The sequence below is a fragment of the Corynebacterium sp. HMSC065H09 genome (assembly GCF_001812845.1).
GTDB classification, from domain to species: domain Bacteria; phylum Actinomycetota; class Actinomycetes; order Mycobacteriales; family Mycobacteriaceae; genus Corynebacterium; species Corynebacterium jeikeium_D.
This window is the reverse complement of record NZ_KV810583.1, coordinates 95,159-117,787: the sequence shown is the minus strand read 5'-3', so window position 1 is coordinate 117,787 and position 22,629 is coordinate 95,159. Positions and strand designations below refer to the sequence as shown.

Genomic DNA, 22,629 nt, shown 5'->3' with positions numbered 1-22,629 from the left:
TTCACAGTGAAAAACGGCGAGAGAGATAACAAGCGGCACCAGATGGCCGATTTGGAAGCCATCGCACGGAGCCTGCAGAACGATCCTGGTACTGCTGTCAATGTCCCGGTGGTCGTGACTTCCGGTGTCATCGTTGCGTTTATCGTGCTGTCTTTTGCCTACGCGTGGCCACTGTGGATTTCCCTCGGACTCATTGTTCTGCTGGGAGTCGTCATGGTCGTGTCCTACACCCGCAGGCCTCCCGTAGCTCCACTGGAGTTGACCCAGGGGGAGCGCGAGCGTGTTCGACGTGTTCTCTCTGAACACGGCATCCGCCCGGCTGTCACGCTGGTGCGCGCACTGTACCCCGAGGAATCGCCAGCCGCTGCAGCGCGAACCGTCAAATTGCTATCCGATCGAATGCTTGTGGAGCAAGGGTACAAGGGCCGTCAGGACTAGTTTTTGGTGGTCGCTTTCCCGGTAGTCGACGTCGATTTAAAGACCGGATATTAAGGATTGGCGTTCCTGTAAAGCCTGCGATGTCGTCGAAATGGGTACGTCGCCGACTCTCCACTATGAAGCTCGCGCTAAACTTATTGGCTATGAGTGAAAGCAAGGGTCCTGAAGCAACTAATCCTGCACCGAGTGCTCGTAAGCAGCGCGTTCTGTCCGGCATTCAGCCGACCGCAGATTCCTACCACCTGGGCAACTACCTGGGAGCATTGAAGAACTGGATTAATCTGCAGGATGACTTCGACGCTTACTACTTCATTCCAGACCTGCACGCCATCACTGTCGAGCAGAATCCGAAGGAGCTGCGTCAGCGCACTATCGCAGGTGCCGCACAGCTGATTGCACTTGGTATTGATCCGGAGAAGTCGGTGCTGTTCGTGCAGTCGCATGTGCCCGAGCACGCGGAGCTCGGATGGGTGCTGACCTGCTTGACTGGCTTTGGTGAAGCCAGCCGTATGACGCAGTTTAAGGACAAGTCCTCTCGTCAGGGCGCGGAACACACCTCCGCTGGTTTGTTTGCGTACCCGATGCTGATGGCCGCCGACATTCTGCTCTACCGCCCACAGCTGGTGCCGGTGGGCGAGGACCAACGCCAGCACCTCGAGCTGACGCGTAACCTGGCGCAGCGCTTCAACTCCCGCTACAAGAAAACGTTCGTTGTGCCGGATCCGCACATCATGGAAGGCTCCGCCAAGATTTATGACTTGCAGGGTCCGACCTCGAAGATGAGCAAGTCGGGTGCAAACCCGAAGGGCATTATTAATCTGTTGGACGACCCAAAGGTCTCTGCCAAGCGCATTCGCTCGGCCGTTACCGACAACGATGGCGAAATTCGTTTCGACCGTGAGAACAAGCCGGGCGTATCCAACCTGCTGGTCATTCAGTCGGCGTTGACCGACAAGCCTGTCGACGAGCTCGTTGCCGGCTACGAAGGCGCAGGCTACGGCCAGCTGAAGGCTGATACCGCAGATGCGCTGGAAGCATTCACCACGCCACTGCGTGCTCGCTATGAGGAGCTCATGGCTGATCGCGGTGAGTTGGAACGAATCCTGGCCGAAGGCGCTGACCGTGCCCGTGAAGTTGCCGCCAAGACACTTGCAGATGTGTACGAGCGCGTCGGGTTCCTGAAGGCTGCCAACCGGTAATTCAGCTGTAGACTCTGCGCTTCAGTCTCCGTACCGAAAGCTGGCACGTTAAGGTAGGGGACATGGCAACCTCTACTCAAAAAGATCCGAAGAGAACGGACCGCTATGGCATCGAGCGTGTACACGCCGATGAACCGAGCGCAATCGACCGCCTCCGCGAAAAGTGGGCGTGGTTCGATCACGTTATGCGGATGCAGGAGCGCTACTCCGAGCAGGGCGGTAACTTTTTTGCCGCCGCTGTCACGTACTTCTCCGTGCTGTCGATTTTCCCCCTAATCATGACGGCATTTGCCATCCTCGCGCTTGTGTTGCGTGGCAATGAGCAGCTGCTTGAGCAAATCCAGTCCGCTATCACCGACTCCATCGATGGGTCGATGGGCGACACCATCAACGCAATTATCGAAGGTGCGATCGATCAGGCAGGTGGCGTCTTCACCGTCGGTTTCATTGCCACCCTGTGGTCGGGTCTTGGTTGGATGGGCAACCTCTCCAACGCAGTGACACAGCTGTGGAAGCGCCCGCTGGGCGCTAGCAACTTCGTGGTGGGAAAGGTTCGCGACCTGCTGCGTCTGCTGGGCATGCTGGTTATGATCCTGCTGACCTTCGCTGTCACCGCAGCCGGCTCTTCCGGACTGACCCAGTCCCTGCTGGACAAGATTGGTCTGGCTCATGTCCCGGGAATCACAATTATTGCGGGATTGATTGCCATCGCCATTGGTCTCGTCGCCAACTGGCTGCTGTTCTTCTGGATGCTCGCTTTTCTGCCACGCGGGGGCGCCCCGTTCCGCTCTGCGGCAAAGGGTGCGATTATCGGTGCGATTGGCCTTGAGGTTGTCAAGCAGCTCGGTAGCGTTTTCTTCTCCAACGCCCTGTCGAACCCGGCCGGTGCAGTTTTCGGTCCGGTCATCGGTTTGATGGTCGTTTTCTACCTCATCTGGCGCATCACTATGTATGCCACTGCCTGGACCGCGACGACCGAAGAAGCGCTTGCCGACGAGGAGCTGGATGCACCTGCTCCTGCTGTCATTAACGTCCGTGCGGAAGCGGCCAATCCGTCCGGATTGAACCGCCTGCTCGGTTCGAAATAATTAGCCGCGATCGCGTCTGCCGAAGCGGTAGGTGACCATCGCAATCAATGCGATGACACCTACGATGGCAGCGCTGACAGTAATTTTTAGCCCTGTTCCTGTTGACTCGTTGTCCAGGATATCGGGCAATTTTTCTACCAACTTATCCTCAGTCGCTTCCGCTTCGAGGACACCGACAGAGCTGTCCTGCGGTGCCGCGAAGCCGGCGTCGAGAAGCGATGCCGCCTGCTCCCAGGGGCGCGGTGAATCCTCCACAGTGACGTCGAGAACGATGACGCCGAGACGACGGCCATCGCGCTCAGCCACCCCAGCGAAGGTGTGACGGGCATCGTCGGTAAAACCGGTCTTGCCTCCAAGGGCGCCGGGGTAGTCCTGGGCAATCAGCTGATTGTCGTTGGCGATTTCGAAGTCATCTACCTCGAGAGCCTTGTCTCCGGGGATAGTGGCCAGGCGGGTGGCCGAGAGCTTGCGATAGGTCTCATTGTTGAATGCGTGCTGGAAGAACAGTGACATGTCGTATGCGGACGTCATCTGTCCCGGAGCATCGAGACCAGTCGGGTTGACCACTCGCGTATCCGTCGCCCCCAACTTCTTTGCCAGGGCATTGACCTTCTCGGTGGTCTTGTCCATGCCACCAAGTTCGCGGGCCAAGGCGTGGCCGGTGTCGTTGCCGGAGTTAAGCAACAGACCAGTCAGGAGCGTTTCTACCGAGTAGTTCACGTCCTCGACGATGCCGACACGAGAGCCCTCCATGTTCGCGTCCTCGAAGGTCGCCTTGACTGGAGTGTCGAGCTTCAAATTCTCGATTGCCTCCATCGCCAGCAGCACCTTAATAATCGATGCCGGACGGTAGCGGCCGTGCGGGTCCTTCGCCGCAAGGACATCGCCGGATTTCAAATCGAACACCGTCCATGCAGAGGCGGAGAGGTCCTTCGGAACGTCAAACCCCTCACCGCTGACAATGCCGCAGGCGGACATCTTGCTACCTCCAGCCGGCTTTTGAGGAACCGGAAGTGGAGCGGGAGATGTTTCGCCGGGAGCCGGAACCTCAGAGGAATCCACTGGTGCTGGTGGAAGGGTCTTGTAGGGGCAGCCCTCCGTGTCACGGATATCAGGTTCGGGACCGACAATCGGGGCGTCGTCGGTAAGCGAGGTGCTCTGCGCCATGGCTGCGGGGGCGGTGCTCGGCAGAAGCAGAGCGCTGGTAGCTAGCAGCGTAACGGCAGATGAGAAGCGGCGAGAGGGAAACATGATGAAATAAGGGTAGCAAAACGTCACCCGAAATGACGTATTCGTCATGTGTGGATGGGGGAAAACGGGGGAGCGGAAGCCTTTGTACAAAGCAGAATTACGATTCACCGGCAGTGAAGTAGAAGCGGAGGGCACAGTACCGATAGTCTGGCCATTATGACTAATTCTTTGCACAGTGATGCTCAGTCTCTGGACACACAGTCTTCGGCATCGAATCTCGATGAGATGCGCAAGGTTGTCGCCAGCCTGCCCAAGGTACTGCTTCACGATCACCTCGATGGCGGCCTGCGCCCGCAGACCGTTATCGACCTGGCCGCGGACTGCGGTTACACCGATCAGTTGCCCACCACCGACGTGGATGAACTGGAGAAGTGGTTCATTGACACCGGCAACTCTGGCTCGTTGCCGAGCTACCTGACCGCCTTCGCGCACACCTGCGCCGTCATGCAGACCGCTGAGTCGCTGACGCGCGTTGCGCGTGAGGCCGTCGAGGATCTGGCCGCCGACAACGTCGTCTACGCTGAGCTGCGCCTGGCTCCGGAAAACCATTTGGAAAAGGGCCTGGATATGCAGGCTGTCATCGACGCACTGGTCGAAGGCCTGGCGCAGGGTGAAGCCCATGCCGCCGCTGAGGGAAAGCACATCACCGCACGTCTGCTGGTCTGTGCGATGCGCCAGAATGACAATTCCAAGGAAGTCGCACAGCTGGTCATCGACAACTACAGGAAGAACTCCGACGGGTACGTTGTCGGTTTTGACATCGCTGGACCGGAAAACGGCTTCCCACCGGCTAACCATGCCGAAGCATTCACCATGCTGCGGGAAAACCTCATTCCGGTCACCATTCACGCAGGTGAAGACGCCGGTGTCGATTCGTTGCAGGATGCTGTCGTGCAAGGTGCTCGCCGCCTGGGTCACGGCGTACGCATCTACGAGGACTTCGGTGCTTCCCTCGAGGGCATCGAATGCCAGGAGGTTGCCTCCGCTATTCGTGACCGCCAGATTCCGCTGGAAATCTGCCCGACCTCCAACGTTCAGACTGGTGTTTGTGACAGCGTTGCGGATCACCCGTTCTCGCTTCTCGACGATATGAGTTTCGCCTGCACGGTCAACACGGATAACCGTCTGATTGGCGCGACTTCCATGACCCGGGAGTGCATGGAGTTGGTGGAGAACTTCGGTTACGGCTACAGCGAGCTGTTCGAACTGACCTCGAACGCGCTAAACAATGCATTCGTGGATCTGCCGACCCGCGAGCACATCATGGACACCATTATTTACCCCGCTTACCTGCAGCTTATCGACAACAGCGACGAGGACATCGAAACTGATGTCAACGGTGCGGGTTTCGGTGCCGAAGATGAGCTGAACCTGACGCTGGACTAGCCAGCGCCGGCCAGCTTTGCTGGGAGGAGCTAGATCTTGGTCGTGAACCGAGCGGCCAAGTCCTTCTCCAGCTGCCTCCAGCCCTCGGCCTCATCGTCGTAAGGCGGAACTGGCTCGGACATTTCTCCGGTGTCCAGCAGGAAGTTCAGCAGCCACTGCAGCTGCTGGTTGCCCGCCAGTACTTCGTTCACGGCATCATCTCCAGCCCAGTCAGCGGCGTCTGCGAGTAGCTCGTACGCGCGGGCGAGCTGGGCGGTGTCCACGGCGTTCGGGCCCTTTTCAATGTCCTCGGCCAGGCCGGTAAACGAGTACTCATTGTCCTCGTGCACCACGGCCTCCAGTTCACCTGCGTTGGCCGCGGTGATGATTTCATCCCACGTCGTCAGCGCCGACATGTCGTGATGCTTGTGCTCCAGCAGCCAACGCACCATCGTGCGGGGCTGTGAGAACGTGTGAATCTCACCGGCGCTGCCCAGGAATAGCGGGCGACGCCCCATGTAACAACGCAAGGTGTAGAGCGTGCGGCCAGCGATGGAGATCTTGATCGGGTCGATGCCAGCGTTGGCCCACACTGTCTGATCGTACGGATCGCCGGCGGTCTCCTCTGCGGACTTCTTTTCCTCTTCGCGCTTCTTCTCTGCTGCTTCACGACGCTCACGCTCCGCGGCCTCCGCTTCCTTTAATGCGGCTGCAGCAGTGGTTTCGGACTCTTCATCGATGCTCGGAGTATTTGCGCCGATGGCGTCGATAGCGTCAATGCAGCTGTCCCAGTTGGTCAAGATGACATTGCCGATAGCCGACCACTGAGCGGTGCCACTGCCCTGGAAGTGATCAGCACCATTTTGCGTGGCAGCCAGGACAGAGTGAGAGGCGAACATCTGGTTGATTGGAGTGAGATCCGCGATCGCACCAATTGAGCGAGTGATGGCAAGAATGCGATCAGCGCGCGAAACATGGTCGTAGTCGGCTCGGCCGGCCAGGATCTCTGGCAGTCCAATCAGGTCATAGCGGTGGCGCGGTGCCGCGATGGCCGCTCCCGGTAGCTGCTGGTTGAAGTTGCGCCAGCTGGGGTGCTGCGTGAAGTCGTGAGGAGCATCCGACTGTAGGAAAGCCAGGAGCTTTGCCGCCGATGAGAACAAATAGATGTCATCACCGCGGCCGAGCAGAGCCTGCCACTCGGAGCCACCCTCACGCCAGCTTGGAGCCCACAACGTGTAAAAGGTGCCCGAGGTCAGCTCGAGTTCGATAGGAACGATGCCTTTCCTGGCCATAGTTTTCGTCGCAGCCCTTCTGCTTGTTGGTGATTATTAAAACTCAAAAATTGTCATACCTGCAGCGCCCCCACGGGTGGCAAGTTTGCGTATTCCTATCTTAGAAGTTTTACGACGCAGATACCCACCGCACTATCCGGTCGGACGGTAGAACCCCTTAAACGGCATGCCGATGTTGGTCGTACGCACGGGGTTTACCTGCACCGGATCGCCCGCTTCGACCATCTTTCCGTCACCGATAACCATGGCGACATGGCCGTCCCACACTGCAAGATCGCCAGGTAGCAGTTCATCCTGGCTCACCTGTCTGCCGACGGCCTGTGCTTCTGCCGTGCGGGGAATATCAACACCAGCTTGCCCGTAGGCCCAGTGCGTTAAGCCTGAACAATCGAGCGCCTGCCCCGGAGTATTTCCGCCCCAACCATAGGGCGTTCCGACGGCACTGAGTGCAGCCTTCACCGCAGCTTGGGCCTCTGGTGTGGGCGCGCCAGCTCCAGCATCCGCAGGTACCGGCGCGCTGCCCGAATCGGACGACGCCTCCGAACCATCTGCAGCGTCGGTAGCGCTAGCCGATCCTGGGGTGTTCGTAGACGTAGAAGCGAGGGCGGCTTGAGTGGTACCTGGGGCCTCCAACTGTGCCGAGTGAGGTGGGGTAGGGGTGTCCACCGCGGTACTCGCTTGCTGTATCAGCGACTGCACCAGAGGTCGCAGTTCTTGCTCTAGTTTCATGAGCCGCGCAATGGCCTGGGAGATCGCGGAACTGGCCGCTGAGGCTAGGCTGGCGCCGGTCGCGGCGAGACCAGCGGGCCCCGCAGCCGTCGCAGTCAACGAGCCCATGGCGGAAGTGACAAAATCCATGGCGATCCGGGCCAAATCAGTGGCCGCTGACATTACTGAGGCCAGCCCCTTGGCAATGTCACTGTCAATGGTTCCGGCGCGAGTTTCCAAGTCGGCTGCCGCATTTGCAGCCCGTTTGAGACTTGTTCCCGCGGCCCCTGCTCCGGAACCAGCACCATCGCCCCAGTTGCGGTCAACGGAATCTGCCACTGAGCGCCAGGCGGTACTCGCGGCGGGTATTGCGGCCCCGGCAAGTCCTGCCAGTGCGGGTGCGATGGCAGGACTTAGCTGTTGTGCAATCGCGGTGGGGACCTCCGTAAGTAGATTGGTGGGAAGCATCACGCACCGCCCATTCCGCGAGTTGCAACGGCTCCCATTTTCGGTGAGATGGACTGCAGCGCATATGCGCCGGCATCTTCAGCAGTGGACACCGCAGAGACAAGAGCGTTCAGTGCACGAGCAGCGCTGGTGCCGTACTCATTCAGCTCAGCTACATGCTCATGCTGGCGCTGTAGAGCAGTGGCTGCAGCGTGACAGAAGGGCCCAGCAAACGGGACGTCGCCAAGCGAGAGCAGTGCGCTGATGCCCAAGTCAGCGCCGCTGACCTGCTGCGACAACGCGTCAAGGCGCGTGGCATCGGCAGAAATAAGCTCTGGCGCCAGCGTAAAGACTGAGTCATTCCCGCTAGTGGTCGGAGAGAGAAACGATTGGCTGTGGGAACTGTGTGGTGATGGACGGGACAATGTTGACGGCCTCTCTAGGAAATTCGCGTGTGGTTCAACACTCAGTGCTGTGGCTGAACGGCTAGCGGGGTTCGGACGGCGGCTGAGCGGCAAGTGGTTTGGTAGTAAGCGGGCTTACGCAAATGGGGCGCAGTAAAAAGCCCTCGTATTGTTAGGCGCGAAAAAGGCCGATTCGGTTCCATCTTTTTTGGGAACGCGTTTTCAGAAACTTGCGATGCCGGCACCAGAGCGGCAAAAGCAAAGCAATGTATTTTGGAAGGCATGGAGATTACCGTTGTCAACCATCCCTTGGCACAGTCACGTTTGACCATTCTGCGCGACGCGCGCACTGATAACGCGGGCTTCCGTGCGGCACTCGCCGATCTGGGCGCAATGCTGATTTACGAGGCAAGCCGGGAGCTGCCCGTCGATAACTTCGATGTTCAGACCCCAATCACTACCGCGCCGGGTTACCGTCTGCAGGATCCGCCGATTATTGTTCCCGTCATTCGTGCGGGGCTTGGCATGATCGATCCGTCGCTGTCGATGATTCCGGATGCGCAGGTGGGCTTTATTGGCTTGGCTCGTAATGAGGAAACTCATGAGCCGGTGCCGTACCTCGAGGCGCTGCCGGAGGATCTGTCCGGGCGCACTGTCTTCCTGGTCGACCCGATGCTGGCAACCGGCGGTTCACTGCTGCATGCCCTGAAGCTGTTGGCGGATCGCGGAGCGGACAACATCACGGCCGTGTGCATCATTTCTGCACAGCAGGGTGTCGACGCCTTGAAGGAATCCGGTTTCCCGGTGCGTCTTGTCACCACTGTGGTGGACCCGGATCTTAACGAGGATGCCTACATTGTGCCGGGGTTGGGAGATGCGGGCGACCGTCTCTACGGTCCCCGCAACATTGATCTTTAAATTAATCTCTTAGGCAGTTCCCCAGGCTTCTGCCGCGTACTTCTTGACGACCTCGTTGTCCTTGGTCACAAGAACTCCGTCGGGGGACATCTGGTACTTGTACGAGCCGTTTTGTGCAACAACGCGGTCGCCCTCATCGACGATGATGTCCATCGATCCGGAACCCTGTGGTGTATCCGAGCGGTAGTACTTCTCGCCGGAGCGCGTCTCACAAGCAGCAGCCTTAATTCCCTGTTCAGCGGCGATAACAGCAAAGGCGCGGTCACCGTTGTCGCAGCGTGCGGAGCTGCCCACGAAGCCCAGGCCGTCCAAGTCGGAGCGGCCAGTGCCGAAGTCCTGTCCCTCCGGAGCTGTTGTCGGCTCAGAGCTCGTCGTCGTGGATGGCGAAGACGTGGTGCTCGGCGTGCTTGACGACGAGGACGATGTCGAAGTGCTCGGCGTGCTTGACGACGTCTCGGAGGACTTCGACGTAGTTGTCGTCGTGGTGGTCGTCTTGCTCGTAGAAGTCGAACTCGTCGAGGACGGCGGTGTCGAACTGGGCGACGTCGGCTGCGAGGAGGAGGGGACCTCCGGACGCTGGGGCTCATCACTATTGTTCAGCGACAGGCCGATGGCGATGCCGATGACGACCACGAGTGCGGTGGCCACGATGATGATGGGGATGCTGAGAGACTTAGGTGTGCCATTGCCGGACATGCCTAATATCATCGCAGACTTCCTCAAAATGTGAAACATCTGATAATTGAAGGGGTCAAAGTGAAAGAAGTGGCCCCTGGTCATGTGTACGTCTGGCGCTGATATTCAAACGCTTGCCGGCCACTGCTGTCGCTGGCGCAGTCGTCGGTAGGCCTCTTGTTACGGCCTGTCGGTGGAGCGCTTACACTGGAGAATTGTGATTGAGGAGTTTATTAAGCACTGGTGGGCCGAGCACGCGAACGAGATTCTCGAGTGGCGGCGGCATCTTCATGCGCACCCAGAGCTATCTCACATGGAGCACGCCACCACGGCTTTTGTGGAGGAGAAGCTGCGTGCTGCAGGGCTGAAACCAGTGCTGTTTCCCAACACCGGCTTGATGGTCGACATTGGTGAAGATGAACTCGCCGGTAGCGAAGCCGGAGGTGAATTGCCGGGGCGTCTCGCTTTCCGCGGCGATATAGACGCGCTTCCAATTACAGAGACCACGGGGCTGGAGTTTGCCAGCACCAACGATGGCGTCATGCACGCCTGCGGGCATGATTTTCACACCACGATTACGCTCGCGACGGCTCTGGCTATGGCTGAGTACCACGAGAAGCACACGTTGCCGACGCCGCTGCGTTTCATTTTCCAACCCGCCGAGGAGGTCATGGTTGGCGGTGCACCCGAGGTTATCGCTGCCGGTGCGCTCAATGGCGTTGAGCGTATTTTTGCCGTCCACTGTGAGCCGAAGCTGCGCGTCGGTCACGTCGGCGTTCGAACAGGTGCCATCACCTCTGCGGCCGACACGTTGGAGATTCAGGTGCATGGCCCGGGCGGGCATACTTCCCGTCCGCAGATGACGGCCGATGTTGTCTATGCGCTGGGTAAATTGATTGTAGATTTGCCGGGCTTGCTGTCACGACGCGTCGACCCACGCACTGGCACCGTGCTCACGTTCGGCTCCGTTCACTCCGGGTATGCACACAACGCGATTCCGTCGGAAGGCAGCGTCAGCGGCACCCTGCGCACCGCGGACATCAAGACCTGGCGCGACATCGATCCACTGGTGCGTGAACTGATTGAACAGGTCCTCGCCCCGACCGGCGCTGATTGCACCATCAACTACGAGCGTGGCGTGCCGCCTGTGCTTAACGACGAATACTGCACCGCCCTGATTGCGGAAGCGGTGCGACGAGTGGACGAGAATGCTGTCATTCAGGCCCCACAGTCGTCCGGTGGCGAGGACTTCGGTTGGTATCTCGAGCATGTCCCGGGCGCGATGGCTCGTCTGGGCTGCTGGTCCGGTCGTGGAGACAAGCACGATTTGCACCGAGATGACCTAATCGTGGACGAGCGTTGCCTGGGCGTTGGTGTGAAACTCTTCGCTGGCATTGTTGCTCGCTATGAGGACGGCGCGCAGTCAACCATGACTGTCCGTTAGACTATGGGGGCAAAGCGGGGAAAATGCCTCCCGCGGTAGTTACATTGTGATATCCACGGCAACTTTGGAGGATTTGTGGCACAGAGGATCGTAATCATTGGCGGCGGCCCAGCCGGCTACGAAGCAGCGCTGGTTGGCGCCAAGTACGGTGCTGAAGTCACTGTGGTTGAGGATGCCGGGATGGGCGGTTCTTCCGTCCTGTGGGATTGCGTTCCCTCTAAGGCCTTCATCGCGGCGACGGGCGTTCGTACCGATATGCGTCGTGCGGACGAGATGGGTCTGCGTCCGGACTTTTCCCAGCGCAAAATCGACTTCACTGCGGTCAACGAGCGCGTTAAGCGCCTGGCTCAGCAGCAGTCCGACGATGTTCGCGCGCAGATGGAGCGTGAGGGCATCAAGATGCTGCAGGGCCGCGGTCGCCTCGATGACCACGACCCGGGCCGTGTAACTCACTACGTCACCGTCGACTTGCTCGAGGGCGGCGAGGTCACTCTTGAAGCCGACCTGGTGCTGGTCAGCACCGGTGCGTCCCCACGTATTCTGCCGGGTGCGATTCCTGATGGTGACCGTATTTTGACCTGGCGTCAGGTTTACGAACTGGAGGAGCTGCCAGAGCACCTCATTGTGGTCGGTTCTGGTGTTACCGGTGCTGAGTTCGTATCCTCGTTCACCGAGTTGGGCGTCAAGGTCACCATGGTCGCTTCGCGTGACCGCATCCTGCCGCACGAGGATGCTGACGCTGCAGATGCCCTGGAGGAGGTCCTGCTGGAGCGCGGTGTGGACGTTGTGAAGAACGCCCGCTGTGATCTTGTCGAACGCACTGAGGACGGCGGCGTTCGCGTCGTCACTTCCGACGGCCGTGAGGTCTTCGGCTCCCACGCGTTGATGACCGTCGGATCGATTCCGAACACTGCGGATATGGGTCTGGACGCAAGTGGTGTGAAAATGACCCCGTCTGGCCACATTCACGTTGACCGTGTTTCCCGCACCAACGTGCCGGGTATCTACGCTGCCGGTGACTGCACCGACTTGTTCCCGCTGGCTTCCGTTGCAGCTATGCAGGGTCGTATTGCGATGTACCACGCCCTCGGTGAAGGTGTTTCGCCAATTCGCCTGCGCACCGTTTCCTCGGCAGTGTTCACCCGCCCGGAGATTGCGACTGTTGGTGTCTCCCAGGCTCAGATTGAGTCCGGTGAGGTCTCCGCTCGTGTTGAGGTTTTCCCGCTGGCAGGTAACCCGCGTGCGAAGATGCGCTCGCTGCGCCACGGCTTCGTCAAGCTGTTCTGCCGTAAGAATTCCGGCATGATTATCGGTGGTGTGGTGGTCGCTCCGACCGCCTCGGAGCTGATTCTGCCAATTGCTGTGTGTGTCTCCAACCAGCTCACCGTCGATGACCTGGCAAGCTCCTTCTCTGTCTACCCGTCGCTGTCTGGCTCGATTACTGAGGCTGCTCGTCAGCTGATGGCACACGACGATCTGGACTAATGCTGGTATCGCGACTGGCAGCATGACCGGCCGCACTCGTAAATAAAACAAGCCGAGCCCCGAAAGTGGGGCTCGGCTTTTTGGCTGTGCAATAAGAACGTACCGATGCGCTTATGCTGCGCTTACTTGCTGGAGAGTTCAGCGTACTTAGCGGTGACTTCCTCCACAGACGGATTCGTGGCGTGCTCGCCATCGGAGTACAGCACAGTCGGCACAACGCGGTTGCCGTCATTGACGGACTCAACCCACTTCGAAAGGTCGTCGTGCTTTTCGACGTCCCAAGCCTCAAACGGAGTGCCGTTTTCCTTCAGGCCAGCAATGAGGTTCTGGCAGAAAGGGCACCAGGCCGCAGCGTAAATGGTCACGTGTTCGGTGGTCTGTGGAGTCTTCACATCAGTCATACTTAGTCCAACGCGCGGACCAAGGCCGATATTCCATTGCGCAATACGTCCGCCGGGCAGTAGCCCCACCTCAGAGCCTTGCTCGGAACCCTTCCCAGATGCTCTTCGGAGGCTTTCCTTCCGAGGCTTTTAAAGGAAGCTAATCCTCTAGACGCCGCCACGTGCAGAAGCGGTAGCGTAGGCCGGTCGTTGACGTCTGCCACGGGCCATCCTCGACACGAACCCAGTCGTAGAGGTCGGGAGCCATGACCGGTACCGGGACATTGACATCAGTATCAATGTCGGTGACCACGCATTCGTCGGCAAGCGAAAGTGCATCGCGATAGACACGTCCGCCCCCGAGAATCCATGCTGCGGGCTCGTCGGCGACGGCTGCGAGTGCCGCTTCGAGGCTGGCTGCGGATTCAGCGCCGGGGAAATCGGACACGGAGCGCGAAAGGACGATGTTTCGACGACCCGGGAGTGGACGGAACTTGGGATTCAGCGAGTCCCACGTGCGACGCCCCATGATGACCGGTGCGCCCATCGTCGTTGTTTTGAAATGCTGAAGATCTTCAGGCAGATGCCAGGGCATAGTCGCGCCGTCGCCGATAATGCCGGCCCGAGACTGCGCCCAAATCATCCCTACAAACGGGGGCCTTGCGCTGGTGGAAGCGGTGGACTCGTTCATGTTTACACTCACCTTTCGCTGACTTAGACAGCCACCTGACCGCGAATCAGAGGATGCGGGTCGTAGCCGATGACCTCGATGTCCTCGTAAGCGTAGTCGAAAATGCTGTCGGCCTTCCGAAGCTTCAGCGTGGGGTAGGGGCGTGGCTCACGGGAGACCTGCAGTTCGCACTGTTCAATGTGGTTGTCGTAGATGTGGCAATCACCACCGGTCCAGATGAACTCACCAACGTCCAAGCCCGCCTGCTGCGCCATCATGTGCGTCAACAGTGCATAGGAAGCGATGTTAAATGGTACGCCCAGGAACATGTCCGCGCTGCGCTGGTAGAGCTGGCAGCTGAGCTTGCCATCTGCGACGTAGAACTGGAACAGCAGATGGCATGGTGGCAGCGCCATATTGGAAATCTCGGAGACATTCCAGGCGCTGACGATGTTGCGGCGGCTATCCGGGTTGGACTTCAAAGTCTCCAGCGCCTGTGCAATCTGGTCGATGTGGTGCCCATCCGGAGTGGGCCAGGAGCGCCATTGCACGCCATAGACCGGGCCGAGGTCGCCGTTGTCGTCTGCCCACTCGTCCCAAATAGTCACTCCGCGGTCCTGGAGCCACTGGACGTTTGAATCGCCGCGGAGGAACCACAGCAGCTCGTACACGATGGACTTCAGGTGCACCTTCTTAGTGGTGATCAGTGGGAAGCCCTCGCTCAGATCAAAGCGCAGCTGGCGGCCGAACACTGAGCGAGTGCCCGTGCCTGTGCGGTCTGATTTAGCTGCTCCGTCAGCGAGAATTTCGCGCAGCAAATCCTCGTACGGAGTCTGAATGCCCTGATGAGCCTGTGTCGTGATGTCAGTGGAGTCGGTCATAGCCGCCCTAGCTTACCTACTTCTGCTCTTGATTCTTGAATTCCTTCACCGCTGCCAGAATCTCCTCCGACAGGTCCGGTCGGCAGAACAGCATATCCGGCAGGAAAGTATCGACATTATTGTAGGTCGGCGCGGAGCCGTCTAGGCGGCTGACGAAAAGTCCTGCGGACTTAGCGACGCCAACCGGCGCTGCCGAGTCCCACTCGTACTGACCACCGTCGTGGATGTAGGCGTCGTAGTCACCGAGCAGTACGTGCATTGCCTTCGCACCAGCGGAGCCCATCTCTACCAGCTCCATGCCCAGCTTGTCAGCGACGTACTTCGCCACAGCCGGTGGGCGAGTACGCGATACGACAATCTTGCCCGCACACGGCCCCTGGACAGCCTTGGCCTCACCCGTGTGGAAAACCTGGCCGTGATCCGGCAGACCAACAGCAGCGTGGGTCGGCTGACCGTCCTCTACCAGAGCGACATGAACTGCCCAGTCCTGGCGGCCCGAAGCGAACTCACGCGTGCCATCGAGTGGGTCAATAATCCACACCCGCTTTGAGTCCAGGCGCTCACGGTTATCCGCGGCTTCCTCCGACAGCAGTCCGTCGTCCGGACGGTGCTGCTCCAGTACGCGGGCAATCCACTCCTGTGCCAGTGCGTCGCCGGCATCTCCCAGAATGCGGCCACGCAGCAGGCCTACGTTGCGGACACCCTTGAGAATTTCACTGGCGCCCACGGCAAGTCGATAGGCAAGAACATCATCTTCAATGTAGGCAGACATGACTTAGATACTATTCACTTTTTCCCAACCCCGCTTTGCGACGGGATGCCGCGCCCCATCCTCACCGCAACCGAGTGGCCCTATGGGCTTAATGCCTCACTTTGCGCAGGCGTTAGGTGAGCTGCGCTAACTCCAGGTGCCCACTACGCATCCTGACTACACTTAAGTGGCATGAAGACCTTGCTGAATATCATTTGGCTGTTGTTCGGTGGCCTGTGGCTTGCTTTGGGCTACATTTTCTTCGGCGTTCTTGCCTGTATTTTGATTGTCACAATTCCCGCTGGCGTGGCCTCGTTCCGCATGGCTTCTTATGCACTGTGGCCGTTCGGACGCTCCGTGGTGGAGCGTTCCGGACGGGGCGCGGTCGGTGCCGTTAGCGCCGGTGTGATGAATGTAATCTGGTTCCTCATCGCCGGTCTGTGGCTGGCCATCGGTCACATCATGACTGCGGCGGCGCAGGCTGTCACCATCGTTGGAATTCCACTGGCGGTGGCCAACGTCAAGATGATTCCGGTGACCTGCTTCCCATTCGGCAAGGACATTGTGAAGGGCTACCGTGTGGACGGCTATGCGGTGAAGATTTAGAGGGATACAAATAACAACAGCCCGCCCGCAGCGAGAAGCCGAGGGCGGGCTGTTAGCTAGTTAGCCAGCTATCTCAGGGCCGTTAGCGCTTGTCGCGGTACCACGTCAGCAGCGCATCGGTGGAAGCATCGCCAGAATCCGGTGCTACTTCACCAGTGACCGCAGGCAGCAGGTCGCCGGCCTGCTGCTTGCCCAACTCGACACCCCACTGGTCGAAGGAGTTCAAGCCCCAAACAATGCCCTCGACGAAGGTGATGTGCTCGTAGAGTGCAATCAGTGCACCCACAGCGTCCGGGGTCAGTTCCTCGGCCATGATGGTCGTGGTCGGACGGTTACCAGGCATGACCTTGTGCTCTACGAGTTCCTCGTCAACGCCCTCTGCGCGAATTTCTTCTGCGGTCTTACCGAAGGCCAGCACCTTGGTCTGTGCGAAGAAGTTACTCATCAGCAGGTCGTGCATAGAACCTTCGCCGGATGCCGTCGGCAGATCCTGGCGTGGACGGGCAAAGCCGATGAAATCAGCCGGAACCAGGCGAGTTCCCTGGTGAAGGAGCTGGAAGAAAGCGTGCTGGCCGTTCGTTCCCGGCTCACCCCAGAAGATTTCTCCGGTGTTGTAGTCCACCCTCTTGCCGTCGGTACGCACGGATTTACCGTTCGATTCCATGGTGAGCTGTTGAAGGTACGCCGGGAACCGGGAGAGGTCTTCAGAGTAGGGTAGCACGGCATGCGACTGAGCGTCGAGGAAGTTTGAGTACCAGACGTTCAGCATGCCCATCAGCACTGGCACGTTCTGCTCCAGCGGAGCGTTGAGGAAGTGCTCATCCATTGCGCGGAAGCCCTGCAGGAAGCGCATGAAGTCCATCGGACCAACGACGGCCATGATGGACAGGCCGATGGCGGAGTCGACGGAGTAGCGGCCGCCGACCCAGTCCCAGAAGCCAAACATGTTCTCAGTGTCGATGCCGAATTCGGCGACCTTTTCGGCATTCGTGGAAACGGCAACGAAGTGCTTGGCGACGGCTTCTTCGCTACCCAGCTGCTGGATAAGCCAGCGGCGAGCTGCGTGAGCGTTGGAGAGCGTCTCCTGAGTGGTGAAGGTCTTGGAAGCGACGATAAACAGCGTGGACTCCGGATCGACCTCATCCAGAACTGCCTGCAGATCAGACGGGTCAACGTTGGAGACGAAGCGGGCATCAATGCCGGCAGAGGCGTAGGTGCGCAGCGCCTTGGTCACCATTGCCGGGCCCAAGTCGGAGCCACCGATGCCGATGTTGACCACAGTCTTAATGGTGTGACCCGTGTATCCCAGCCAGTCTCCACTGCGGAGGCTGCGAGCAAAGTCGCGCATGCGGCCGAGCACCTCATGCACGTCGGCAGCGACATCCTGGTCGCCGACGGTCAAATTTTCCTCTGCTGGCAGGCGCAGCGCTGTGTGCAGCACGGAGCGGTTTTCAGTGGTGTTGATCTTGTCACCGCGGAACATCTTTTCGCGTGCTTCCTCGATACCAGCGGCGCGAGCAAGTTCAACCAGCTCGGCAAAACCGTCGAGGCACATCAAGTTCTTGGAGAGGTCAACGTGGAGAGTGCCAGCATCGAAAGTCAGCTTCTCAGCGCGGCCTTCTTCATTTGTGAAGAGCTCACGCAGCGAGGTGGCGCGAACATTGTCCACGCGCTTAGCCAGCTGAGCCCACTGCTCGGTTCCAGTGATATCTACAGTCATTCCTGCTCCCAGGTGATTTTTGACGAAATGCACTTTATACATCCCCAGACTAGTTACGTTTTGGCGCTCTCGCCGGGCGGCAGGATGCGACCAGGCGTGACCGCAATCTGCCAGCAACTAGATTCCGCGGTGCCTATGCTTCGCCTATGCACCGACCATCCATCGGCTATCCGCCATCTACGAGCCCCTAGCCCGCTTCAGCAAAGGCACCTACCCTGGAAAATATGACTGATTTCACCCCTGATTACGACAACATCCTCAAAGACGTCCCCACAGGCCTTCTCCTCGGCGGCGAGTTCCGTCCCGCGTCGAATGGCGAGACCTTCGATGTCGTTAACCCCGCGACAGATAAGCCGCTGGTCCAGGTCGCTTCCGCCACAGAGGAGGACGCCAGGCAGGCGCTTGACGACGCCGTCGCAGCTCAGAAGGAGTGGAAGGCAACCCCGCCCCGCAAGCGCAGCGAGATTCTTTACCGCGCTTTTGAACTCATCCGTCGGGATGCAGACAAGTTGGCCCAGCTGCAGTCCCTGGAAATGGGCCGTGCGTTGCCGGATTCCAAGGCTGAGGTCGGCTACGGTGGCGAGTTTTTTCGTTGGTTCGCTGAGGAGGCCGTGCGTATCTCCGGCGATTACCGAATTTCTCCGAGCGGGACCTCGCGCGTCGCGGTGATTAAGCAGCCGGTCGGCCCGGCTTTGGCTATTACGCCGTGGAATTTCCCGCTGGCTATGGGGACTCGCAAGATTGCCCCGGCACTGGCCGCCGGTTGCCCGGTCATTATTAAGCCCGCGTCCAAGACTCCGCTGACCATGCTCTACCTGGGCAAACTTCTTGTCGAGGCCGGTGTTCCCGCAGGTGTCGTTTCCGTGTTGCCGACGGGGCACTCATCCAATGTCTCAGCCCTGCTTTCCGATGACCGCCTGCGCAAGTTCACCTTCACCGGTTCCACCGAAGTTGGCCAGATGCTCGCTGCGAAGGCCGCGGAAACTTCGATGAAAGTCTCCCTTGAACTCGGCGGAAATGCTCCGTTTGTCATTCTCTCTGATGGTGATGTTGATAAGGCTGTGCAGGCAGTCAGTGACGCCAAGCTCCGCAATGGCGGCCAGGTGTGTATCGCCCCGAATCGCTTTATTGTTCATGAATCCAAGAAGGATGCGTTCGTCGAAGGCGTCGTCAAGCGTTTTGCGGAGCTGAAGTTGGGCGAGGGTACCGATCCGGCGACGGACCTTGGGCCACTCGCGCTGCGTGATCAACAGGAAAAGGTTCGTGATCTGGTTGACGATGCGGTCAAGCGCGGTGCGAAGGTAGAGTGCGGCGGCAAGATCCCAGATCTCGGCGGCGCGCTTTCCGACGGCTACTTCTTCGAGCCCACAGTTCTGACTGATGTGCCCGAGGATGCGGATATTGTCCGAGAAGAGATTTTCGGTCCGGTGGTTGCGGTGACGACCTTCACGGACGATGGCCGTGCGATTGAGCAGGCAAATGACACCATCTTTGGTCTGGCGGCGTATGTGTTCAGTGAGAACCTGACCAAGGCACTTGGTGCGGCAGAGGCATTGGAGTCCGGCATGGTTGCGGTCAATAAGGGCTCGCTGTCGGACCCGTCGGCGCCGTTCGGTGGTGTCAAGCAGTCCGTTCTTGGCCGTGAGGGCGGCTTCACCGGTATCAATGAGTTCCTAGAGGAAAAGCTGATTTCCCTGGAAGGCTAGCAGGACAGGTAGCTGGCGAGGGTTAGCCCAGGCGACCGCGTCCCATGCGCAGCAGCGCCGACGCGATTGCCGGGCCCTCTGGGCCAAGTGCGTCGCGGAACTCGTTGATGATCTGCACCTCTCGGCCGTGCACGAGACGCGTGCCGCCAGATCCCAGGCGGGTTTTGCCGACGGCCTTACTGATTGCGGTGCGGCGTTGAATGGCATCGATAATCAGCCCGTCAAGGCGGTTGATTTCCTTGCGGTACTGTTCGATCTCCGCGGAGCTCAACGGGTCATCGGTACCGGTGGGGGTGCGGACTTCAAAAGGGGATACTGCCGCCGCCTGCTGGCTGTGCTCGGCGCCGTCGGTGTTGTCGGTGTGTGCGGCGCGAGTGTCCGCAGGGTTTTCGCTCATAGTTCTTATTGTGCCAAAGGATTCGAACAGTCCAATCCGGGGGCTCGGCTACTGTAGTAGCCATCATGGGAAATGAAACTGGAATGCTGTTCGGGTCCTTCAATGCTGACGATGGACGTAGTGGCGATAGCCATGCTGGTTCGAACCACGGTGAGGCGGGCGGTGCTACGCCTGGCCGTGGTGGGTTCGGCCACTTCGCCAGCGCTGGTAGCAATAGCGCACCGAGTGACGCTGCCAGCTTTGGCGGCGGTTTTGGCGGTGGCTTCGAGCCCAGTTTTGATTCAGAGTCGCTGCTAGAGGGGCTTAATCCGCAGCAGCGCCAAGCAGTGGAGCACATTGGTTCACCACTGTTGATTGTGGCTGGAGCGGGTTCAGGAAAGACATCTGTGCTGACGCGCAGGATTGCATACCTGATCGGTGCGCGTGGGGTCCTGCCAAGCCAAATTTTGGCTATTACCTTTACCAATAAGGCCGCAGCCGAGATGCGCGAGCGTGTGGCGGGACTGGTCGGTGACCAGGCGCGGCGTATGTGGGGGTCCACGTTCCACTCCATGTGTGTGCGCATACTGCGCATGCAGCATGCGCTAGTACCGGGGCTTAATTCCAATTTCTCTATTTATGATTCGGACGACTCCCGGCGTTTGCTGTCCATTATCGCTAAGGACATGGACCTGGATGCCAAGAAGTTCACCGGCCGCGTGCTCTCGTCGCGTATCTCCAATCTCAAGAATGAGTTGATTGACCCGGAGAAGGCCCTCGCGGACGCGTCGACGACGCGCAATCCTTTTGATGACGTCGTTGCACGGGTTTACCTGGAGTACCAGACCAGGCTACGGGCGGCTAATGCCGTGGACTTTGACGATCTAATCGGTGAGGTCGTTCGGATTTTCACCAATCACCCGCAGGTTGCAGAGTATTACCGTCGCCGTTTCCGGCATGTGTTGGTGGACGAATACCAGGACACCAACCATGCGCAGTATGTTTTGGTCTCGACGCTCGTCGGCAAGCCCGGTGGAGATGTGCCTCCGAGTGAGCTGTGTGTGGTGGGCGATTCGGACCAGTCCATTTATGCCTTCCGTGGTGCGACTATTCGCAATATTGAGGAGTTTGAGAAGGACTATCCGGAGGCCACGTCGATTCTGCTGGAGCAAAACTATCGCTCGACGCAGACGATTCTGTCGGCGGCCAATGCGTTGATTGCGCGCAATGAGAACCGCCGGGAGAAGAAGCTGTGGACCGATCTCGGTGAGGGCGGCAAGATCAAGGGCTACGTGGCGGACAATGAGCACGATGAGGCTCGGTTTATCGCTAACGAGATTGAGCAATTGGTCGACTACGGGCCGTACTCGTATTCAGATGTGGCGATTTTCTACCGCACCAATAATTCCTCCCGTGCGCTAGAGGATGTCTTCATTCGTATGGGCGTTCCGTACACGGTGGTTGGTGGCACCAGGTTCTATGAGCGTAAGGAAGTACGCGATATTGTCGCCTACCTGCGCGTTATTGAGAACTTCGACGATGATGTTTCGCTGCGTCGCATTATCAATACGCCGCGCCGCGGAATCGGTGACCGTGCGGTGGCTCATGTGTCGCTCTATGCCGAGGACGAGAGGTGCTCGTTCGGCACGGCGCTACGTGCCGTAGCGGAGGGTAAGGTTCCGGCGGTGGCGGCGCGGAGTCGAAACGCGATGGCGGCGTTCGTCGAGATGATTGATGGCTTGGCGGCGGATATGGCATCCGGTGAACTGGCCGATATCGGTGATTTGGTCAACGCGATTATTGATCGCAGTGGGTACAAGTCGGAGCTCGAGCGCTCCAATGATCCGCAAGATGCCACGCGCCTGGACAACCTCAATGAGCTCGTCAGCGTTGCGCGGGAGTTCTCTGCAGAGGCGCGGATGATGTCGTCGGTGGATATTAGCGCTGATGTAAATGAAGGCTCTGGCGCTGCAGCTGATGCTGAAAGCGGTGCTGATACTAGTGGCGAGTCCGAGGTGGAATCTGGAATCGCGAATGACCTCGCGCGTGATTTCGCGGCCGACTTCGACAACGATGGGGAAGCGGAACCGGGAAGTCTGCAGGCATTCCTCGAGCGAGTTTCTCTGGTGGCCGATGCGGATCAGATTCCGGATGATGACACCGGTGTAGTGACGTTGATGACGCTACATACGGCTAAGGGCCTGGAGTTTCCGGTGGTATTTCTCATTGGCTGGGAAGACGGACTGTTCCCGCACCTGCGCGCCCTGGGCGATCCGAAGGAGCTGGCTGAAGAGCGACGTCTGGCCTATGTGGGTATTACCCGAGCTCGCAAGCAGCTGTATCTCACGCGCGCTGTGACTCGGTCCTCGTGGGGTTCGCCGCAGAATAATCCGCCTTCACGTTTCCTGGGGGAAGTCCCAAGCGACCTGATCGATTGGCTGCGCGAGGCTCCGGCTCGCAGCTGGGGCGCCGGTTCTGGTGGTTTTGGTTCTGGTGGCTACGGCGCGGGCAGCGCGTTTGGTCGTGGCCATGGTGCCTCGTCGGGCTTCGGTTCCAGCTCGGGCTTCGGCTCTGGTGGATCCTCTAACTCTGGTGCGTCATCCCGAAAGAAGAATCAGGTCTTGCACCTAGAGCCCGGTGACAAGGTTGTTCACGACAAGTACGGCTTAGGCACTGTGCTTGAGGTCCAAGGGGCCGCGCCCCGGGCAACTGCGATGATTGACTTTGGATCCGCAGGTAAGGTCCGCATGATGCTTATCGGCGGCGTGCCCATGGAGAAGTTGTAAAAGAACAACCACCGCCCGACTGGCCGTCCCTACCCGCGG

Annotated in this window: 21 protein-coding genes; 10 read left to right on the top strand and 11 right to left on the bottom strand. The window is 59.1% G+C overall.

What is annotated here, in order from left to right:
• The first annotated feature begins 6 nt into the window (after window positions 1–6).
• The 3 genes from HMPREF2878_RS03920 to HMPREF2878_RS03910 all read left to right on the top strand — a co-directional run bounded on the left by HMPREF2878_RS03920 (window position 7) and on the right by HMPREF2878_RS03910 (window position 2,725).
• Entirely contained in the window at window positions 7–438 is a 432-nt protein-coding gene (locus HMPREF2878_RS03920) for a hypothetical protein (protein ID WP_070560858.1), read from the top strand.
• A gap of 143 nt (window positions 439–581) precedes the next feature.
• Complete coding sequence (gene trpS, locus HMPREF2878_RS03915) at window positions 582–1,637, top strand: tryptophan--tRNA ligase (protein WP_038627786.1); 1,056 nt, start codon at window positions 582–584, stop codon at window positions 1,635–1,637.
• Between the two features lie 62 nt (window positions 1,638–1,699).
• Entirely contained in the window at window positions 1,700–2,725 is a 1,026-nt protein-coding gene (locus HMPREF2878_RS03910) for a YhjD/YihY/BrkB family envelope integrity protein (RefSeq protein ID WP_016422146.1), read from the top strand.
• Here HMPREF2878_RS03910 and HMPREF2878_RS03905 read toward each other — a convergent pair whose 3' ends face one another.
• The gene (locus HMPREF2878_RS03905) at window positions 2,726–3,976 is read right to left on the bottom strand and encodes a D-alanyl-D-alanine carboxypeptidase family protein (RefSeq protein ID WP_210387012.1); all 1,251 of its coding nucleotides are present in this window, start codon (window positions 3,974–3,976) and stop codon (window positions 2,726–2,728) included.
• Window positions 3,977–4,132: 156 nt separating this feature from the next.
• On the opposite strand from HMPREF2878_RS03905, the gene HMPREF2878_RS03900 reads away from it, so the two are divergent.
• A complete protein-coding gene (locus HMPREF2878_RS03900; protein ID WP_070652877.1) occupies window positions 4,133–5,362 on the top strand; it encodes an adenosine deaminase in 1,230 nt (409 codons plus the stop codon).
• A gap of 29 nt (window positions 5,363–5,391) precedes the next feature.
• Here the strand turns inward: HMPREF2878_RS03900 and HMPREF2878_RS03895 are convergent, their stop codons facing one another.
• From HMPREF2878_RS03895 to HMPREF2878_RS03885, 3 genes are all read right to left on the bottom strand, one after another.
• Window positions 5,392–6,633, bottom strand: coding sequence for a hypothetical protein (locus HMPREF2878_RS03895; RefSeq protein ID WP_070652876.1), 1,242 nt, complete (start codon window positions 6,631–6,633; stop codon window positions 5,392–5,394).
• A 132-nt stretch (window positions 6,634–6,765) separates the two neighbouring features.
• Entirely contained in the window at window positions 6,766–7,809 is a 1,044-nt protein-coding gene (locus HMPREF2878_RS03890) for a C40 family peptidase (RefSeq protein WP_049171958.1), read from the bottom strand.
• The gene (locus HMPREF2878_RS03885) at window positions 7,809–8,213 is read right to left on the bottom strand and encodes a hypothetical protein (RefSeq protein ID WP_070429820.1); all 405 of its coding nucleotides are present in this window, start codon (window positions 8,211–8,213) and stop codon (window positions 7,809–7,811) included. Before HMPREF2878_RS03885 ends, HMPREF2878_RS03890 begins: the two co-directional genes overlap by 1 nt.
• 261 nt (window positions 8,214–8,474) lie before the next feature.
• Here HMPREF2878_RS03885 and upp point away from each other — a divergent pair, with 261 nt between their 5' ends.
• A complete protein-coding gene (upp, locus tag HMPREF2878_RS03880) occupies window positions 8,475–9,110 on the top strand; it encodes a uracil phosphoribosyltransferase (protein WP_049171962.1) in 636 nt (211 codons plus the stop codon).
• Window positions 9,111–9,119: 9 nt separating this feature from the next.
• Here the strand turns inward: upp and HMPREF2878_RS11130 are convergent, their stop codons facing one another.
• Window positions 9,120–9,818, bottom strand: coding sequence for a hypothetical protein (locus HMPREF2878_RS11130; protein WP_141753109.1), 699 nt, complete (start codon window positions 9,816–9,818; stop codon window positions 9,120–9,122).
• Between the two features lie 184 nt (window positions 9,819–10,002).
• Between HMPREF2878_RS11130 and HMPREF2878_RS03865 the strand changes: the two genes are divergently transcribed.
• A complete protein-coding gene (locus tag HMPREF2878_RS03865; RefSeq protein ID WP_070595952.1) occupies window positions 10,003–11,229 on the top strand; it encodes a M20 family metallopeptidase in 1,227 nt (408 codons plus the stop codon).
• 75 nt (window positions 11,230–11,304) lie between these two features.
• Complete coding sequence (locus HMPREF2878_RS03860; RefSeq protein ID WP_049193280.1) at window positions 11,305–12,714, top strand: NAD(P)H-quinone dehydrogenase; 1,410 nt, start codon at window positions 11,305–11,307, stop codon at window positions 12,712–12,714.
• A gap of 122 nt (window positions 12,715–12,836) precedes the next feature.
• Here HMPREF2878_RS03860 and HMPREF2878_RS03855 read toward each other — a convergent pair whose 3' ends face one another.
• The 4 genes from HMPREF2878_RS03855 to HMPREF2878_RS03840 all read right to left on the bottom strand — a co-directional run bounded on the left by HMPREF2878_RS03855 (window position 12,837) and on the right by HMPREF2878_RS03840 (window position 15,417).
• Complete coding sequence (locus tag HMPREF2878_RS03855; protein ID WP_038627805.1) at window positions 12,837–13,115, bottom strand: mycoredoxin; 279 nt, start codon at window positions 13,113–13,115, stop codon at window positions 12,837–12,839.
• A 139-nt stretch (window positions 13,116–13,254) separates the two neighbouring features.
• Entirely contained in the window at window positions 13,255–13,785 is a 531-nt protein-coding gene (locus tag HMPREF2878_RS03850; RefSeq protein ID WP_049171970.1) for a dihydrofolate reductase, read from the bottom strand.
• Window positions 13,786–13,808: 23 nt separating this feature from the next.
• Window positions 13,809–14,645: a thymidylate synthase gene (locus HMPREF2878_RS03845; protein ID WP_049171972.1), complete on the bottom strand. Its 837-nt coding sequence runs from the start codon at window positions 14,643–14,645 to the stop codon at window positions 13,809–13,811.
• A 16-nt stretch (window positions 14,646–14,661) separates the two neighbouring features.
• Window positions 14,662–15,417, bottom strand: a complete 756-nt coding sequence (locus tag HMPREF2878_RS03840; protein ID WP_049171974.1) for a 3'(2'),5'-bisphosphate nucleotidase CysQ — start codon at window positions 15,415–15,417, stop codon at window positions 14,662–14,664.
• A gap of 171 nt (window positions 15,418–15,588) precedes the next feature.
• Between HMPREF2878_RS03840 and HMPREF2878_RS03835 the strand changes: the two genes are divergently transcribed.
• Window positions 15,589–16,002 (top strand): YccF domain-containing protein, encoded by a 414-nt coding sequence (locus HMPREF2878_RS03835; protein WP_049171975.1) that lies wholly within the window; start codon window positions 15,589–15,591, stop codon window positions 16,000–16,002.
• Between the two features lie 82 nt (window positions 16,003–16,084).
• On the opposite strand, the gene pgi is transcribed toward HMPREF2878_RS03835, so the two are convergent.
• Window positions 16,085–17,722: a glucose-6-phosphate isomerase gene (gene pgi / locus HMPREF2878_RS03830; RefSeq protein ID WP_070652874.1), complete on the bottom strand. Its 1,638-nt coding sequence runs from the start codon at window positions 17,720–17,722 to the stop codon at window positions 16,085–16,087.
• Window positions 17,723–17,946: 224 nt separating this feature from the next.
• On the opposite strand from pgi, the gene HMPREF2878_RS03825 reads away from it, so the two are divergent.
• Window positions 17,947–19,428: an NAD-dependent succinate-semialdehyde dehydrogenase gene (locus HMPREF2878_RS03825; RefSeq protein ID WP_070652873.1), complete on the top strand. Its 1,482-nt coding sequence runs from the start codon at window positions 17,947–17,949 to the stop codon at window positions 19,426–19,428.
• 22 nt (window positions 19,429–19,450) lie between these two features.
• Here the strand turns inward: HMPREF2878_RS03825 and HMPREF2878_RS03820 are convergent, their stop codons facing one another.
• Window positions 19,451–19,825 (bottom strand): chorismate mutase, encoded by a 375-nt coding sequence (locus tag HMPREF2878_RS03820; protein WP_049171980.1) that lies wholly within the window; start codon window positions 19,823–19,825, stop codon window positions 19,451–19,453.
• Between the two features lie 65 nt (window positions 19,826–19,890).
• Between HMPREF2878_RS03820 and HMPREF2878_RS03815 the strand changes: the two genes are divergently transcribed.
• The gene (locus HMPREF2878_RS03815) at window positions 19,891–22,590 is read left to right on the top strand and encodes a UvrD-helicase domain-containing protein (RefSeq protein ID WP_070652872.1); all 2,700 of its coding nucleotides are present in this window, start codon (window positions 19,891–19,893) and stop codon (window positions 22,588–22,590) included.
• The last annotated feature ends 39 nt before the right edge of the window (window positions 22,591–22,629 follow it).